Annotated in this window: 10 protein-coding genes and 1 tRNA gene; 7 read left to right on the top strand and 4 right to left on the bottom strand. The window is 62.9% G+C overall.

The genetic code is table 11. The features are described from left to right. Positions 1-5: 5 nt before the first annotated feature. The gene (locus LB528_RS23530) at positions 6-971 is read left to right on the top strand and encodes an ABC transporter permease subunit (protein ID WP_224515776.1); all 966 of its coding nucleotides are present in this window, start codon (positions 6-8) and stop codon (positions 969-971) included. Continuing rightward, positions 968-1,786 (top strand): ABC transporter permease, encoded by an 819-nt coding sequence (locus tag LB528_RS23535; RefSeq protein WP_224515774.1) that lies wholly within the window; start codon positions 968-970, stop codon positions 1,784-1,786. Before LB528_RS23530 ends, LB528_RS23535 begins: the two co-directional genes overlap by 4 nt. A 26-nt stretch (positions 1,787-1,812) precedes the next feature. Here the strand turns inward: LB528_RS23535 and LB528_RS23540 are convergent, their stop codons facing one another. After that, a complete protein-coding gene (locus tag LB528_RS23540) occupies positions 1,813-3,693 on the bottom strand; it encodes an AsmA family protein (protein WP_224716493.1) in 1,881 nt (626 codons plus the stop codon). 265 nt (positions 3,694-3,958) lie between these two features. On the opposite strand from LB528_RS23540, the gene LB528_RS23545 reads away from it, so the two are divergent. Beyond that, positions 3,959-5,917 carry an acetoacetate--CoA ligase gene (locus LB528_RS23545; protein WP_224716494.1) on the top strand — a complete coding sequence of 653 codons (1,959 nt, stop codon included), beginning with the start codon at positions 3,959-3,961 and terminating at the stop codon, positions 5,915-5,917. A 247-nt stretch (positions 5,918-6,164) separates the two neighbouring features. Here LB528_RS23545 and LB528_RS23550 read toward each other — a convergent pair whose 3' ends face one another. Beyond that, positions 6,165-10,136, bottom strand: a complete 3,972-nt coding sequence (locus LB528_RS23550) for a PAS domain S-box protein (RefSeq protein ID WP_224716495.1) — start codon at positions 10,134-10,136, stop codon at positions 6,165-6,167. Between the two features lie 261 nt (positions 10,137-10,397). On the opposite strand from LB528_RS23550, the gene LB528_RS23555 reads away from it, so the two are divergent. The 3 genes from LB528_RS23555 (at position 10,398) to LB528_RS23565 (ending at position 11,705) form a co-directional block, all read left to right on the top strand. Further along, entirely contained in the window at positions 10,398-10,862 is a 465-nt protein-coding gene (locus LB528_RS23555) for a phasin (protein ID WP_224716496.1), read from the top strand. 340 nt (positions 10,863-11,202) lie between these two features. Further along, positions 11,203-11,279 (top strand) — tRNA-His (locus LB528_RS23560). A 144-nt stretch (positions 11,280-11,423) separates the two neighbouring features. Next, positions 11,424-11,705 (top strand): hypothetical protein, encoded by a 282-nt coding sequence (locus LB528_RS23565; RefSeq protein WP_224716497.1) that lies wholly within the window; start codon positions 11,424-11,426, stop codon positions 11,703-11,705. A 570-nt stretch (positions 11,706-12,275) separates the two neighbouring features. Here the strand turns inward: LB528_RS23565 and LB528_RS23570 are convergent. Continuing rightward, positions 12,276-13,649, bottom strand: a complete 1,374-nt coding sequence (locus LB528_RS23570; protein ID WP_224515767.1) for an HlyD family type I secretion periplasmic adaptor subunit — start codon at positions 13,647-13,649, stop codon at positions 12,276-12,278. Then, a complete protein-coding gene (locus LB528_RS23575; RefSeq protein ID WP_224716498.1) occupies positions 13,642-15,390 on the bottom strand; it encodes a type I secretion system permease/ATPase in 1,749 nt (582 codons plus the stop codon). Before LB528_RS23575 ends, LB528_RS23570 begins: the two co-directional genes overlap by 8 nt. Before the next feature lie 409 nt (positions 15,391-15,799). Between LB528_RS23575 and LB528_RS23580 the strand changes: the two genes are divergently transcribed. Then, on the top strand, positions 15,800-17,314 hold the full coding sequence (locus LB528_RS23580) for a calcium-binding protein (RefSeq protein ID WP_224716499.1): 1,515 nt from the start codon (positions 15,800-15,802) through the stop codon (positions 17,312-17,314). Positions 17,315-18,149 lie beyond the last annotated feature (835 nt).

Consider the following 18,149-nt stretch of genomic DNA (forward strand, 5'->3'; position numbering starts at 1 on the left):
GGGTCATGACCAACATCGCCGCCACCGCATCCTCGTCGACCGAAACCGCCGCAGCCCCGCCGACGACATTGGCGAAGGGCTTCGTCAACCGCCTCGTCATCATCATTCCCTATCTCTGGCTGCTGTTCTTCTTTCTCGTTCCCTTCATCATCGTCTTCAAGATTTCGCTGTCGCAGACCGCGATTTCGATGCCGCCCTACACGCCCGTGCTCGACTTCAAGGACGGCGTCGCCGGGTTCTTCGTCGGCTTCCGCGAGCTCAACTTCGACAACTACACCTGGCTCACCCAGGATGCGCTCTACTTCAACGCCTATGTGACGAGCCTGATCATCGCGGGAATCTCGACGGTACTCACGCTGATCGTCGGCTATCCGATCGCCTATGGCATGGCCCGAGCGCCGGCCACGATCCGCCCGACCTTGCTGATGCTGGTGATCCTGCCTTTCTGGACCTCCTTCCTGATCCGCGTCTATGCCTGGATCGGCATCCTGAAGCCCGAAGGGCTGCTCAACCAGGTTCTGCTCGCCACCGGCCTGATCAGCCAGCCGCTGGTCATTCTCAACACCTACACCGCGATCTTCATCGGCATCGTCTATTCCTACCTGCCCTTCATGGTGCTGCCGCTCTATTCCTCGCTGGAGAAGATGGACTACTCGCTGATCGAGGCTGCGCAGGACCTCGGCTGCCCGCCAACCGGCGCCTTCTGGAAGATCACCTTCCCGCTGTCGCTGCCCGGTGTCGTCGCCGGCTGCCTGCTGGTGTTCATCCCGGCCGTCGGCGAGTTCGTCATCCCCGACCTTCTCGGCGGCTCGCAGACGCTGATGATCGGCAAGACGCTCTGGAACGAGTTCTTCTCGAACCGCGACTGGCCGGTGTCGTCGGCGGTGGCCGTCATCCTGCTTCTGGTGCTGACCATTCCGATCATGTTCTTCCAGCAGGCGCAGGCGAAGGCACAGGAGCAGGGCAGATGAACTCGACCTGGAGCCGCTTCAACATCACCTCGATCGTGCTGGGCTTTGCCTTCCTCTATCTGCCGATCGTGCTTCTGATCGTCTTTTCCTTCAACGAATCCAAGCTCGTCACCGTGTGGGGCGGCTTCTCGACCAAATGGTACGTGTCGCTGTTCCACAACCAGGGCCTGATGGACGCGACCTGGGTGACCGCGCGCGTCGGCGTCATCTCGGCAACGGTCGCAACCGTGCTCGGCACGCTCGCCGCCATCACGCTGACGCGCTACACGCGCTTTAAGGGGCGGGTGCTCTTCTCGGGCATGGTCTTCGCGCCGCTGGTCATGCCGGAAGTCATCACCGGCCTCTCGCTGCTCTTGCTCTTCGTCGCGGTCGGGCTCGACCGCGGCTTCGTCACAGTGACGCTCGCCCATATCACCTTCACCATGTGCTTCGTCGCCGTCGTCGTGCAGTCGCGACTGGTGACGTTCGACCGCTCGCTGGAAGAGGCGGCGATGGACCTCGGCGCGCCGCCGGTGAAGACCTTCTTCCAGATCACCTTGCCGGTGATCCTGCCGGCGATCATCTCCGGCTGGATGCTGGCTTTCACGCTCTCGCTGGACGATCTGGTGATCGCGAGCTTCACCTCGGGTCCCGGCGCCACCACCCTGCCGATGAAGATCTACAGCCAGGTGCGTCTCGGCGTGACCCCGGAAATCAACGCCGCCTGCACCATCCTGATCGCGGTGGTGGCGATCGGCGTCATCATAGCCTCGATCGCCAACAAGCGCCGCGAGATCCAACGCCAGCTCGACGAACAGGCCGCGCAGCGCGGTTGAGCGACGGGGGCGGGCACCCCCCGCATCTACTGGCCTGAAACGCCGGGCGCGATCGGCGAGATGAACGGCGCGCTCCAGTTGCCGCCGACGAAGAACAGCGATTGGTTCGGCGAAGGGGGAGGCGGACTGGCCGTCTGGCCGTTGGCCTGCTGGGGCTGCTGCGCCGGCTGTCCGCTGGGCACCACTCCGCCCGAGAGCGCCAGCCCACGGCCGACATAGGAGGCAATGCCGGACAGCCAGATCTTGTATTTCTGGGCATTGATCTCGGCCTTGTCCAGGCGCGCCACGCCTTTGGAAATGCTCGCCTTGATCTCGGCCCCGTCGATCGGCAGCGAACCGTTGGCGACGTCGTCAAGCGCAAAGAAGCCGCCTTGCTGGTTGCGCTTGAGGAAGGCCGGCAGGTCGAGCCCTTTGAGCATGCCCGGCCCGAACGTCGCCGAGAACGATCCGTCGGCATTCTCGAAGATGGAATTCCAGGCCTTGCCCGGTCCCTTGAGGATGACAGATACCGTGCCCGTGCCGGCCGGCACCAGCCGCGTCATTCCGGCTGCCGTGGCGAAAGCTCCCGTATCCACATCCGACGCCAGGAGCCGCATCTCGACCTGCGTGCCTTCCGGCTTGCGGTCGAAGCGCAGGCTGCTCTGGATGGTGCCGTTGAAAGCCGACGCGTCCGATATGTCGAACACGGCAAGGCCGTTCTTGACCTGCGCGGTGGCGGCGACGTCGGCAAGTTGGACTGTTCCCACGGTGGCATGGGCCGCCGACAGCCTGAGGTCAAGGTTGATGCGGTCGGCGAAGCTGGTGTCGACATCGCCGGGGCCGTCCTGGCCCGCGGGCGCGACAGGCGTGAAAGCCGACAGGAACGATCTCAGATCCAGCGTATCGAAGGCGAGCGTGCCGGCAATCACCGGGCGCCCCTCGGCAAAGGAGAAGTCCAGCGCTCCCATGCCCGGATTGTTGTTGAGCGTGACCGTGGTGTTCTCGAATTTCGCGCGCCCCGACGAGGCGTTCACCTTGCTGCTGACCGAGACGGCGCCGATCGCGGCACCCGGCGCGATGCCGGCCTGCGACCACTCCAGCACGCGCCGCAGCGACGGCGCGGCGAACTTCGCCTGGCCGTCCAGATAGGCGTTTTCCGACATCGAGGCCGTTCCGTCGAAGGAGAATGTCGCGGGCGCCGCCTTGAAGGAGAGGGTGACGGGAGCTGCCCCTCCGGCGAAAAGCACCAGCGGTTTCGTCGAGGAGCAATCGAGCTGCACGCTTTCGCCGCGCCAGATCCCGGTCGCGGTCAGCGATGCATCGCTGTTCATCGCTTCCCAATTGACCTGGCCGTTCAGGCTGCTCAGGATTTCGGCCTCCTTGCCGTCAACCGAAGTCACCACGCGGCCATCGCGGAATTCGACGGTGCCGAACGGATCGGACGGCAATTTACCGAGATCCGGCTTCTGCGGGTTGGCGGTGACGACACCGCGCGCGGTGTCGATCGAGCGCGTGATGCGCCCACCGGTCGGAAGCGGCGGCAGATAAAAGCCGCTCGCCGTGCGCTGCACCCTGATCGTCGGGCGCACCAGCCTTGCGGTCGAGAAGGCGACGTTGCCCTGCAAGGCCGCCATGGCGGAGAGATCGACTTCCACGCGGTCGGCCTCGACCACGGGCGGCGTTTCGGTCTCGGTCCACTGCGACAGCGTCACGTCGCTGAGGATCGCCCGGAACTTCGGCCACACCTCGATGCGCGGCGAGCCATCGATCGTGACCCTGAAGCCGCTCCAGGCACTCAACTCCCAGGCGATGCGGTCGCGCACGATGCGGGTCGAGGCAATCAGCGGCAGCGCCGCGACCGCGAGCGCGATGACGAGCACGGCAACGCCGATCGCCCACACCCCGCGCCGGATCAGAGATGATCGCATTTCGCCCCGTATGCTTTCGTTGCCGACAAATCGCCCGACGGGTGTAACCGAGCGCCGACGCTTTTCAAGTCTTTATGGCCTTGCGATGGCATTTGCGCAGTGACAGCCATGGGGCGCTCGAACAAAATCTTGCTCTGCTGCGCTGCCATAGGCATAAGCGGGCTGCACGATCCCGATCCGCAATCGCGCGTCGTTTCTGGGACGATGGCACAGGCGACGATGAGCTTAACTGGCTCGAACGCGACGCGCTTTGGGAGGAGCGATGATGGCCGCCGACACACCTTTGTGGACCCCGACGCAGGAGCGCATCGACGCAGCGCCCCTAACCGCGTTCATGAAGGCCGCGGAAGCGAAGGCTGCGCTTTCCTTCTCCTCCTATGCCGAACTCCATCGCTGGTCGATCGACAACCGCGAAGCCTTCTGGAGCCTGGTCTGGGATTTCTGCGGGCTTGTCGGCGACAAGGGCGAGCGGCACCTCGTCGACGGCGAGCGGATGCCCGGCGCCAGCTTCTTCCTCGACGCGAGGCTCAATTTCGCCGAGAATCTTTTGCACAAGACCGGCGGTGGGCCGGCCATCGTCTTTCGCGGCGAGGACAAGGTCGAGCGGCGGCTTTCCTGGAACGAGCTCCACGCGCTGACCTCGCGGCTGCAGCAGCTCTTCCTGTCACTCGGCGTCAAGGCCGGCGACCGCGTCGCCGCCATGATGCCGAATATGCCCGAAACCATCGCCGCGATGCTGGCGGCAAGCGCGATCGGCGCTGTCTGGTCGTCGTGCTCTCCCGATTTCGGCGAGCAGGGCGTGCTCGACCGCTTCGGCCAGATCGAGCCGGTCGTCTTCATCGTGCCCGACGGCTATTGGTATAATGGCAAGGCGATCGAGGTGGCCGACAAGGTCCGCGCGGTCGCGGCCAAGCTTGGCACGCTGCGCAAGGTGCTGATCGTCGACTATCTCGGCACCTCTCAGGAGGTCGCGGCCACCATCGACAAGGCGACCGCGCTCAACGATGCGCTCTCGCCCTTTGCCGTAAAGACCGTCAGCTTCGAGCGGTTGCCCTTTGCGCATCCGCTCTACATCCTGTTTTCCTCGGGCACGACCGGCATCCCGAAATGCATCGTGCATTCGGCAGGCGGCACGCTGATCCAGCACGTCAAGGAGCACCGGCTGCATGCCGGCCTGCTCGACGGCGATCGCCTTTTCTATTTCACCACCTGCGGCTGGATGATGTGGAACTGGCTGGTCTCGGGCCTCGCCTCCGGCGCGACGCTGCTGCTCTATGACGGCTCGCCTTTCTACCCCGACGGCAATGCACTGTTCGATTTCGCCGATGCCGAGAAGATGACCTATTTCGGCACCTCGGCCAAATTCATCGATTCTGTGCGTAAGGCCGGCCTGAGGCCGATCGCGAGCCACGATCTGTCGAGCGTGCGCACCATCTCCTCCACCGGCTCGCCGCTGTCGCCGGAGGATTTCCGCTTCGTCTATGGCGGCATCAAAAAGGACGTGCATCTGGCCTCGATCTCGGGCGGCACCGACATCGTCTCCTGCTTCGTGCTCGGCGTGCCGATCGAGCCGGTCTGGACCGGCGAGATCCAGGGCCCTGGCCTTGGCCTGGCGGTCGACGTCTGGGACGATGACGGCAAGCCTATCCGGCAGGAGAAGGGCGAGCTGGTCTGCACCAAGGCCTTCCCCTCGATGCCGATCGGCTTCTGGAACGATCCCGAAGGCAAGAAGTACCACGCGGCCTATTTCGAGCGTTTCGATAATGTCTGGTGCCATGGCGACTTCGCCGAATGGACAGAACATGGCGGCATGATCATCCACGGCCGCTCCGACGCCACGCTCAATCCGGGCGGGGTCCGGATCGGCACGGCCGAAATCTACAACCAGGTCGAGCAGATGCCGGAAATTATCGAGGCGCTCTGCATCGGCCAGGATTTCGACAATGATGTCCGTGTCGTGCTGTTCGTGCGGCTGGCCGCCGGCGTTACCCTGGACGAGGATCTGGAAAAGCGCATCCGTGCCAGGATCCGCTCCGGCGCCAGCCCGCGCCATGTGCCGGCCAGGATCATCGCCGTCGCCGACATCCCGCGCACCAAGTCCGGCAAGATCACCGAGCTCGCCGTGCGCGACGTGGTCCACGGCCGCACCGTCAAGAACAAGGAAGCGCTCGCCAATCCCGAGGCGCTGGAGCTGTTCCGCGACCTGCCGCAATTGGCAAGCTGACCGATGTGGTTAACGAAATCTGCCCGGCGAATTTACCTAGATTTCACGGGTGGTACACATTCGTAAATTTTTTTGTGGCCCGGTAAGGAGTTGTTAAGGGACGACCCTGATAGTCGCGTGTAACTTGAGGGAGAAATCCCGTTCCTCATCCCCTGAGGTTCAGCTCAAGCCCCCGTTGTGACAGCATCCCATTTCTCAAGGCGTCCCCCAGGACGCCTTTTTCTTTGGCCGAACGCTTCCTGCGAAGTTATTCGGCGAGCACGCGGGTCGAGGGGAAGCCGACCTCGACCAGGGTTCCTTCGCCTGGCGTCGAGGTGATGGCGAAGCGGGCGCGGTTCGCCTCCACCATGGCCTTGGTGAGGGGCAGGCCAAGGCCGGTGCCATCGCCGCGTCCGCGCTTCAACGCATTGATCTGCTTGAACGGCTTCAGCGCCTGCTCGATCTCGGCCTGGGTCATGCCGATGCCGGTGTCGCGCACGCGCATGACGACATCGCCGGAGGCTTCGTAAGCGGTCGAGACGATCACCTGGCCACCGGCCTGGGTGTAGCGGATGGCGTTGGACAGGATGTTGAGGGCGATCTGGCGCACGCTTCTCAGATCCGCCACCACTTCCGGCAGCCGCGAGGCAAAGCTGGAGCGGATGATGACGCGTTCGCGATTGGCCTGCGGCTGCATCATCGCCACCGTCTCTGCCAGCGTGTCGTTGAGCGACACCGCCTCGTAATCCATCTCCTGCTGGCCGGCCTCGATCTTGGAGATGTCGAGCAGGTCGTTGACGAGGTCGAGCACATGATTGCCCGAGCGGTTGATGTCGCGCAGATAGTCGCGATAGCGGTCGTTGGTGATCGGACCGAATTTCTCGTCCACCATCAGCTCGGAAAAGCCGATGATGGCGTTGAGCGGGGTGCGGATCTCGTGGCTGATGCGGGCCAGGAAATCCGTCTTTTGCGAGGAGGCGCGCTCGGCCACCGCGCGTGCCTGCGTCAGGTCTTCCTCGGCCCGCTTCCATTGCGTGATGTCGCGCACCACGGCGCAGAAGCCACTGTCGTTTGGCAGCCGGCCGATGGTCATGAACAGCGGGATGAAACGCCCCTGCGCCTCGCGGCCGATGACTTCTCGGCCGTCATTCAAGACGCTCGCAACGCCCGGCTCCGAAAGCCCGGCGAGATAGTCGTGCGCCGCGCGCTGGCTTTCTATGGCAAACAGCGAGGCGAAAGGCTTGCCCGCGACCTCGTCGCTGTCGAACCCGAACAGCGCTTCCGCCGGCCGGCTGATCGAGCGGATATTGCCGTCGCGGCCGATCAGCACGACGCCGTCAGTAGCGGTGTCGATGATGGTGCGCATCTCGGCGATGCGCGATTTCAGTTCCGGCACGTCCGGCTGCAGCGCCGGTTCGTCGTTGGCGGCGGTGAAATGCGCCGCGTCGTCCTCGCCGGAGCGCCGCACCACCAGCATCAGCGCCTTGCCGCCGCGCCACGGCACCGAGCGCAGCAGCGCGTCGATCGGGAATTCCATGCCCTGGCGGGTCTTGAGCTTCAGCGAGTGGTCGCTTTCGTCCGTCGCGGTGTCCTCGGCATAGGGATCGGCAAAGAGCGCGCCCAGGCCCCCCGCATCCGCGAGCTCGTCCAGCGCGCCGTAGCCGGTGAGTTCGAGGAAGGCGTCATTGGCATAATGCAGCACGTCGCCCGAATGGATGAGCAGCGGCACCGGCAGCCTGGCGAGGATGGATGTATCGGGTGCCTTGGCTTCTTCTCCGGTCGAAAACGCGGACGGCACAAAACCCGATACTTTAAGCGGCGGCACGTCGAGGCGCGGCCGCGCCGGGACCTCTTTCGGCTGTTCTTCCGCGGCCTTGGCGGCATCCGCGTCGGAGCCGGCCCAATCCTCATTCTCCTGCGCATCGCGGAAATCGTCGGCGCTCATGCTGTCGTCGTCGGCCGTCGCCTCAGGGGCGGACTGCCCGGTAGCGACCAGCTGCGCGGCGGCCGGCTGCTCCGGCTCCACGGCAGCCTGCCGGGCGTCCTCTGCCTGTTCGGGCTGGGAAACCGGCGCGCCTCCAATTTTCTCGGCGGATTTCTCCTCATCGGCATAGTCGAGCAGCGAGCCGGAACCTGCCGAGGTCCCGGTCTGGCCGGCGGCGCCCGTCTCGCCGGCATCATCGATGCCGTCGAGCCGCGCCAGGTCTTCCTGGTCTTCCGCCTCGGTCTGCGCCTCCGCGGTCTCCGCGTCGGCCTTCGCGTCGTCGGCTTGCGATGCGGACGCCGGGCTTGCTTCCCGCGCGGAATCGTCGCGCTCCGACACATCAGGGGCAAGCGGCTGGTTTGCGTCGGCCCTCGCTTCGTTGGCCGGTTTCTTCACCGCCGCCGTGTCCCCGCTGGCGGCTGCCGTATCGGGCCGCTTGTCGGCTTCCGGGGCATTCGGCTCGGCAGGCGTGGAACTGTCCCTGCGCAAGCGTTCACCGATCTCGCGGAAGGCACTGCGCTCAAGGACCGACAGGCTCCGCTGATTTGCCGGCGTGTCGCTCCCCGGCTGCTTGTCGTTGGCCGGATGGCGATGCTCGGCCAGCCTTATCACCTTGTCGGCGAAGCGCCGCTCCGGCTTCGGCACGATGCTCAGCGCCGGCACTTCACCCTGGAACGGATCTTCGGGCTTCGGCTGTTCCGGCGGCGTCCGCTCCGCCGGCTTCTCGGCTGGCGGTTCGGTCCCGCCGGAGGCGGCCTCAGTCGGGGCGGCATTCGGCACCAAAGCCATCCCAAGCGCTTCGGGATCGACCACGGCGTCAGCGCTGCGCGCGACGCCGAAACCGCGAAAACCTTCGAAGGCGCGGCTGCGGCCATAGACGGGCAGCGCCGCCAGATCGACGGGGATCTTCAGACCGGTTCCGGCCACCGGCCACAGCACCGAGCGGCCGGACCAGGTATCGCGCCGGTCGAGCAGGCCGGCGATCTCGCCCGAGGCGTCGAGACCGAAAGTGGCGGCGACATCCCTGAAGCGGCGGCCGATCACATCGGCGGCAGGCTGGCCGACGATGTCAGCGAATTCCGGCGACAGCGCGCTGAACCTGCCTTCGGCATCGGTGCGCCAGACGAAGCGCAGCGGCGGCGCGGAGCGATCGATGTCGCGGGGCGGGGTCAGCCGGGCTGATTTGGCGGTTTCGCCTCCGGCGGCTTCGGCGCCATCCTGTCCTTGGCCTTCGGCCGTGGCGGCGCCTTCCGGTTTGTCCTTCGCCGGTGCTGCCGGTCGAGCATGCCCGGCGCTGTCGTCGCCGGTATTGAAATACCAATGGTCGTGCTGGGCGGCTCCGGCATCGGCGGGCTCCCGGCTGGAGTCGGCGGCGTCGGCCTGACGGCCAGGCTGAATGGGCCGCTGCTCGGCCAAGCTACGGCTTTCAGCGTCCGGCCGTTCGTCTTGGGTCGGCTCGGCCTTTTCACCGGCCGCCGCGGCCGGCACAGAGCTGTCCGGGGCGGACTGGGACTCGGGTGCAGCCGTTAGATCGCTGGTCTGATCGCCCTGGTCGGTGGTCGATCGATCTGCTTGGTCGCCATCCGAGTCGTCGAGCTGGTCCTCATCGATCACCACCAGCAGATGGCGCGTGTCGGTGAGCCGCGCAAAACCGGCCGGGTAGGCGGTGTCGGCGCCAGGCACGAGGCGCTTGACGACGCGGTCGCCGCTGCTTGCCACGTCCGCAACCAGGGCCGCCAGCGTCCGCGGCTCGATGCCAAGCGCCGCGAAGCCGTCCGAGGCTGCTTCGACCTCGCCTTGCGCGTCGACGAAGGCAATGAAATGCCCGGCCTCGGTGAAACCGCCGATGGCGCGGCCGGCGATCTCGCCGGCGCTCCGCGAGCTCGTCTGCGCCGCCGGTACCGCGAGCAGGATTGCCTTCTCGCCGTCCGGCATCATTACGGCGCTGGCGAGGAAGCCGACGGCGCGGCTCACCATGCCTGTGGCCAGCCTCACCGTGATGGCGCGGTCGCTGCCGATATCCGGAAAACCGCTGGTCGCCATGATCTGCCGCCGGGCGACCAGCGGCAGCTGCGCCGATGTGCCGATGATGGCTTCGATATCCGGATAACCGAATACCGACGCCCCCGGACCGTTCGCCCAGATCACCTGTTCGAGGTCGGCCGAAAAAATGGCCAAGGCGTCGCCCGCGGCAAAGCGCTGGCGCACCGCGTCGAGCACGGCGACGTCGAGGAAGGAGTAGTTTTCAGGCGGCATTCGCTGGCCGACCCTCCGGAGCGGGCATTTTCAGTTAACGCTTTGTTAATAAAAGCCCGTGGCCTTGAGGTCCACAAGCCTAGGCTTGCATCGGTCGAAATCTCTGGGCTCGTGGTTAACGGCCCATACGGCTGACGTATGGGAAGATTTTATGGTGCACTGCAACAAAGATGTTGCAACGCACAAAAAAACCTTTATATTGCCACCATACATGAACGAGACGGCTTTCTGTCAAAGCCGCTATCCCGAAAAGGTTGGAAGATGTCCAAGACCACTGCCAAGACCGCAGAGACCATCGAAAACGTCGAATTCCCGAGCTTCGACGCTTCCAAGGCCACCGACCAGATCCGCGCCTTCGCCGAGAAGGGCGTCGAGCAGTCGAAGGAAGCGTACGCCAAGCTGAAGACCGGCGCCGAGGAGACCCAGAAGGTTCTGGAGTCGACCTACGAGACCGCCAAGACCGTTTCCAGCGACGTTTCGCTGAAGGCCATCGCCGCGCTGCGCGCCAATGCCGAGGCCAACTTCTCGCACCTCGAAGCCCTTGTCGGCGCCAAGACCCTTTCGGAAGTCGTCGAACTGCAGACTGCGTTCCTGCGCAAGCGCGTCGAAATGGCTGTCGAGCAGGCCAAGGAATTCCAGACCGTTGCCACCAAAGCGGTCGAGGATGTCTCCAAGCCGGTCAAGACTGCTTTCGAGAAGGCGATAAGGGACGTCAAGGCTGCCTGATTTCGGCGCGCAACCCTGCGATGCATCAAAACGTCGCATTTCGTCAGACAAATAGTCGTGCGATAGGGTTGAATAACCAGATACCCGGGGATGGAACCTCCTCCCTCCGTCTCCGGGGTGACCAGCCAGCACCTCCTCCCGCTGGCTCGGAACAGGAAAAGGCCGGCACCTCCTCCCGCCGGCCTTTTCTTTGCCTTGACGTAGGCGGATGAGGAAACCCGTCCTTTACCTCATCAAGGCCCTTGAATTAGAATCCGATAGCCCGTATTTGACGCATCGCCGAACGACAGGGCGGATCACGGAGAAAGACGCTTCACCTCGATCCAGCTCAGGCACGCGTGCCGTTGTAGCTCAGTTGGTTAGAGCACCAGATTGTGGATCTGGGGGTCGCTGGTTCGAGCCCAGCCAACGGTACCATCGCCATTTCCGTTAAACGCGCGCCGTCCCCAATATTCCCGCCGACCAGGCTGCTTATTTCTGCACGCTTCCCTATTATTCGTATCGAGCCGGAACAAATTTCGCGTGTCGAAGTTAGCGGGGGTTGGTTACGGGGACTGCGCGATGCTCCTTGCCTTGGATGACGCGATCTCAACGGCTGTTTTGGCCGGCAGAGGTGCAGGCGCTGAGGTTTTCGGCATCATCGATCTCAATAGCAAAATCGAAACCCGGATCAGCGCCATCAGCTTAGGACAAGCCATCCAGTTCGTCGCTAACGCATCAGTGCTTGGATACGATGTTCGCCATGCAATGGTCTTATATGGCGAACCAGGAACGCCAAGTTTGAGGGCGTGGGACTGCGAACACCTTTGGGCGCAATATGGTGGCGTTCTGCTCCAGCCATAGCGGGCTTCACCTCTTCAGGCGCAACCGTGGCCGTGCGGGTGAAAAGAACCCGAAAAAGGCCGTACCGAGGACCAAGGTGCCGCGGCTCACTTCCGATCGATCAGCGGGTAGCCGGACGGAACGATGGGGATGTTAGGAGTTTTCCGGCGCCCATAACGCGCCGACAATGGGGTTCCCATCCATTCAGCCCGACTGCCTGTCTCATCACTCCGCGGTTCTGCACCGGAGCGGCCCGGCACTCTGGCGGCTCGAGTCACCAATGCGCCGGGCCTGACTGGTGGGGGCTGGAACGAAAAACATGGCGCCGGCTGAACCAAGACATATCAGCTCTTGCTGATTTTTTTGCCATGCGAACGAAGGACGCCGGCGGCCTAAGGACGTGCGGTCGGGCGGGCACGCCTCGTTTTCCGGAAGCTGATGCATGTCGCGCGGAAAGTGTGCGGCGGTTCTGGGACAACGACATGCATCAAAAACAAAGCTTAAAGCACGTCGCCTGAATCCGTTTCAGCGCGACGCGCTTTAAGACGCGCAGTGGCGGGGCGCAAGCGCCGGATTGGACCCTGTGTTTGCCTACCGGAAAGCGCGTGACATTTGGTCGGTGAGCGGCTTCAGCAGATAAGACCAGACACTGCGCTGGCCGGTGCTTATGTGAACCTCGGCCGGCATGCCGGGCTTGAGCACCTTCGCATCCCTCAGGCAGCCCGTCTTGTTGTCGACGCTGATGCGTGCCGAGAAGTAGGAGAGCTGGCGCTGCGGGTCCTTGATCAGGTCTGCGGAAATCCACTTCACCGCGCCCTCGCAGGCGGGTGTCGTGCCAGCATCGAATGCCGGAAAACGGATTGAGACCGGCTGACCTGGCTGAACATCATCCACCCGCGCCGGAGGAATGAGCGCGTCCACGACAAGATCGTCCGTATCGGGGACGATCGTCATCAGCAATTCCCCTGGAGCGATTACACCGCCAATCGTGTGGACAGTGGATTGCTGTATCGTTCCCGATTGCGGGGCGCGGATTTCAGTTTTGGTCAGCTCGTCCTGAGCAACGATCTTGCGTTCGGCGAGCTCGGTCCGTTTGGCTTCCGTTTCGCGCAGCTCCTTGGTTACTTCGCTGCGCCTTTGCTCGTCAAGCTGCAGAACCTGCAACTCGGTTTCGGTGATCTTGACCTGCGCTTCCGCCACGGCCGCCGCCAGCCGCCCGGACTCTCCTTTGGCGCGTGTCGCGTCCAGCCTGACGTTGCTGAGCCTCTCTTTCGAAACCAGTTTCTTGGAGTAGAGCGCGTCTACATCGGTGAGATCGCGGCCTAGCAAAGCCGCGGATTCGTCCATCGCGGCCTGCTGGGCCTTCAGGCCTTCGAGCTGTCGCTGGATCTGTTCGGTCTGGCTGCGAAGAAGCGTTTTTTGGCCGGCCAATTCCGAAGCCCGCGTCTCGAGCAAGGCGCGCTCGCCATTGACCAGCGCCACCACGCTTGGCTTGTTCATCTCCGCTTGAAGAGCGGCTGGAAGCTGCATCGTCGTCAGCCCCTGACGCTCCGCCTCCAGACGGGCAAGCCGCGCTGTGGCGCGATCGAAATCCTCGCTGATGATCTGAAGGTTTGTGCTTGCCAGCGTATCATCCAGCCTGACCAATACGTCGCCCGCCCGGACATGATCGCCATCCTGTGCAAAGATGCCGCTGATCGTGCCGCCGGCCTGGTGCTGCACCTTCTTGGTGTTGCTTTCAACCACCACGGTCGCGGGGGCGATCACGGCACCGGCAATCTCCGTCAAGCCGAGCCACAGCCCTCCGCCAGCCACCAGCAGGCAAGTCACCCCGAGGCCAAGAGCCAAGCTTGGACCGAGGCTGCCGGGCGGCTTCAACACGTTCGCGCCTGTGGAGCGCGAAGCAGCACCGAAGCCAGCATAGGACCGCAGGTCCGCAAAAACGCGAGGCAAGACGTCACGCATGGCCGCTCACTCCTCTTTGGGTCGGAATGATCGGACGGTGGCTGGCGGGAGCGGGTGGTCGCGCCATGCTCGACAAGACCTCCTCGCGGGAGCCAAACGAGCGGACCATGCCGTTGGCCAGCACCAGAACCTGATCAATATTGGTGAGAGCGGACGGGCGGTGGGCGACAACAATCACAATGCCTCCGCGTTGACGCACGGCCAGAACAGCTCCGGCAAGTGCTGCGTCACCTTCGACATCGAGATTTGAGTTAGGCTCGTCCAGAACGACCAGAAACGGCTCGCCATAGAGCGCCCTGGCGAGACCGATCAATTGCCTCTGGCCTGCCGACAGGGCCCTGCCTCCCTCGCCGATGCGGGTTTGGAAACCCTCCGGCAGATGCATGATCATCGAATAGACGCCCGCTGCTCTCGCGGCTGCGAGCACGCCTTTGGGATCGCTCTTGCCGCCGAACCTCGAGATGTTGTCCGCCACTGTTCCATCGAAAAGCTCAACGTCCTGCGGCAGATAGCCGATATGAGCGCCGAGCGAATGCGGGTCCCACTGATCGAGAGGGGCCCCGTCCAGCCTTACCTTGCCGTTGAGCGGCCTCCAGGCTCCGACCAGGGCCCGCACGAGCGTCGTCTTCCCGGAACCGCTCGGGCCAACGATGGCCATGCCCGCGCCGCGAGACAGTTGGAAACTTACGTCGAGCACGGTCGGCTTTGGCGTGCCGGGCGGCGCTACCGTCAACGTCTCGACGGTCAGCCGCGTTTGCGGCCGGGGCAATTCCAAGGGTTCGATCGGGTCTTCGAACGAGTCGAACATCGTCTTGAGTTGGAAATAGCTATGCCGCGTCGCCAGAAAGCCTTTCCAGTTTGCGATCGCCGCATCGACCGGAGCAAGCGCGCGGCCCAGCAATATCGACGATGCGATGATCACACCGGGGGACGCTTCGCCGCCGATGACCAGATAGGCGCCGAGGCCCAGCACTGAAGACTGCAGCGCCATCCTCAGCGCTTTCGACAATGAACCGGTCCCTCCAATGATGTCGGAGAGCCGCTCCTGATGCGTCAGGTAGCTATGAACGATGTCGCTCCAGCGTCCGGCCAGTCTGGAAGAGAGGCCCATCGCGTGGACGACCTCCGCATTGCGGCGGCCGGACTCGGCAAGGGCGCGCTGCGAGATCATGGCTTCGGATGTCAGTCTGGCAGGCCCGCGACCGAAGATCTCCGCGACCGCGGTCAGCGCCACCACGACAAGAGCGCCGATCGTCGCCAGCACGCCAAGCGACGGGTGCAGCAGATAGATGATCAGCAGATAGAACGGAATCCAAGGCGCATCGAATATGACGGTCGGCCCGGACCCCGAGAGAAAGCCACGCAGGTGATCAAGATCCCGCAACGGATTGAGCCTGTCCGCCTCCCGTCCGGCCTTGAGCGGCAGAAGCACCGATATCGCGAATGCCCTTTGGTGCAGGTTTCTGTAAAGCCGGCTGGCAATGCGGACCAAGAGACGAAGCCGCACGAAATCGAGCAGCCCGTAGGCCGCATAAAGGCCCAGCATTCCGATCGTCAACCCGACCAGGGTCGGAACACTCTGGGAGGGCAGCACCCGATCGTAGACCTGGAGCATATAGAGGGACCCGGTCAGCGCCAGCAGGTTCGTCACCGCTGAAAAAAGCCCAACGCCAAACAAGCCTTGAGCGCAGTCCGACATTGCGATCCGTAAAAGGGAGGAGAATTCTTGCTTTGTCTTCATTGCCTTCCGATTCACGCGGAAACCGCGCGGCTTTGTTGGCCCTGCCCGATATGGGAAGCTTGACTGCATGGATATGTCAGGTCCGAGCGATTGCCGGACGTGAGGCGTCACTAATGTAGCCTACTTTAATCGAAATGAAGCGAAATCGTGACCTGTCCCAAAATGGGAGCGGCTGAATCGGTGAAAATTGGGGATAATACCGGGAGATACGCTTCCTGATACGCCGACTAACGAAGCGCGACCGGACTGAAAACGCTGAGTTTTTTCTCCAGGAGATCTAAGAAGGAACTGGGCGCGATCAATTATTTTGACTGGCGAAATATGTATGTGACTTTTTCCTAATGTAACTTTCGTCTACTCAGGCGGCGCCGGGGGGCCTCGCCGAATCAAAAAGAAAGAAGGAGCGCCTATGGCAACTCTCCATTATGCCGCGGGTGGATCTACCGCCGACGTGGCAGCTGCAGGATTCAATCTCGTCGATGTTCAATATGTTTCGCAGGTAAACGCGCTACCTGACGGAATGAAGGCCTTAGTGTATCTCAACGCCCGTGATGGCGCCACCTCGTCCTTCATTGATAAAGTCACCCCTTTCCTAAACAATCCAAAGGTGTTCGGATTCTACCTCTGCGACGAGCCCGACCCGACCGGTCACTGGCATCCGCTGGCGACCGCGGCAAATCTGAAGGCCGAATCCGACTGGATTCATTCTCACTTCCCGGGCGCAAAGACCTTTATCTCGATGATGAACATGGGGTCCAACGCCAATCCGAGCTTCGCCAACACTTACAATCCGGCGAACACGGGCATCGATTATTACGGGATGGGTGCCTATGTGATCCATTCCGATACGGGCAGTACTCCTGACTACTCCATGATCGATCGCTTGGTTACGGCCGCGGTTGCAGCAGGCATTCCGGCCGACCGTATCGTCCCGGAATTCCAGGCCTTCGGCGGTGGGAAGTGGGTAAGCGAAAGCGGCTCTGCCTTCGCGGTCCCGAGCGCTGAGCAGGCGAAGGCAGTGTTTGATCACTGGGCCAAGCTGGTCCCATCGCCGGCGTTCGATTATACCTATGCATGGGGTGCACAGAACGGCGACACCGCGCTTGAGAACTCTACGGAGTTGCAGGCAATCTTCCGCGAGCACAACACCAGCTCGACGTCGTCGACGCCGCCCGCGACCACTGGGCCGACGCCGCCGACAACTTCCGAGGCCACGCCGCCAGCCTCCGAACCGACGCCGCCGACGTCCAGCGCGACGCCGCCGACATCCAGCCCGACGCCCACGACATCCGGCGCGACGCCGCCAACAAGCACAGACCCTTCTCACACAGATCATGTGATCCAGGGTGGCAAGGGCAACAACACCTATCACGTCAACAATGCGCATGACAAAATAATGGAAGCTAACGGTGGCGGCTTTGACAAAGTGATGGCCTCGGTCAGCTATGCCCTGTCCGCCGGCTCGCATGTCGAGCAACTCTCCACCTCCAAAACGGCAGGCAAAACCGCCATCAATCTGACCGGCAATGAGTTCGGCCAGACGATCCTTGGCAGCAACGGTGACAACAAGATAAATGGCGGCGGCGGATCAGACCTGTTGAAGGGGTATGGCGGACACGATGCCTTCGTGTTCAACACGGCGCTTGGAAAGTACAATATCGACAGGATCGCCGATTTCGACGTCTCTCGAGACAAGATCAATCTTGACCACGGCATATTCGCCGGGCTTCAGAAGGGCGCGCTTGCAGCCGGCGATTTCCACATCGGCCGCGGCGCACATGATGCGAGCGATCACATCATCTACAACAGCGCGACAGGAGCGCTTTCCTTCGACAACGACGGAGCTGGCGGCCATGCGCAGGTCCAGTTTGCCAGTCTCTCCCCACATCTGCACTTGGGCGAAAGCTCCTTTGTTGTGATCTGACAAGGCGCCTTGCCGATAGGAGCCCGAGGCTCCTATCGGTCTGGCCGTCAGAACCGGCCTCGCGCCGGCCGATAAGCTCGCAAAACCAATCCGGGCCGGCCCCATTGGTCTCCTCTGCGGTCCTCAATTGCCGCTCCCGGCATCAAATCTGCTGCCAACTCAATCAACTCTCGCGTGTGCCGGTCGCTAGCTCTCGCCTTTGTCTCGAATTTGTGGAACATTTCCCCGCGATCGAAGTTTGATTGGCTGGCCTGAGATAAGGGTGCGGGAGGATGGCATGCCGAGCTACGAGGTCGAGGAGATCTTCGCCGGAAAGGTGATCGTCTCCCACAAGATTGTTGCGCCAACGCCATTCCGGGCAGCAAAGCTCGCTACCAATCGGGACGTTACGCTGCGAAACTGCGAGGTCCGATGGATACGGGTCTTTGAAAAAGACCGGCGGCACCGGGCGTATGAATACACCGTCATTGAACGACCGCAGCTTGCATCGCGAACTGGGCCATCATAGAGCCTCGGCGTCCGGTCGGCATAGCGTTTGGGACCAGCTTCCTGCGAGGAGCCATGCGGTGGCTCCATCCCCGCGCTCGATAGCGAGAGATATCTCGTCCGGCCAGCAGTAAACCGCCTGGGCCGACCCGCGTCGGTTTCCAACACCCGTTGCCCTGATCACCGCGCCGAACCGACTGGTTCCGTCATTCGAACGGACGAGGACAAGCTTAGGACCCCCCCGTAGCTTTCATGACCGATTGAACGCATTCCTCGCAAAGACAGCGGGCCATGAGAGACCATCCAAGTTCCAGCCACTTTGGGCCGGCGGACCGCAGCTTTTTGGGAG

This window comes from Mesorhizobium sp. CA4 (genome assembly GCF_020165075.1).
In the GTDB taxonomy this organism is placed as follows: Bacteria; Pseudomonadota; Alphaproteobacteria; order Rhizobiales; family Rhizobiaceae; genus Mesorhizobium.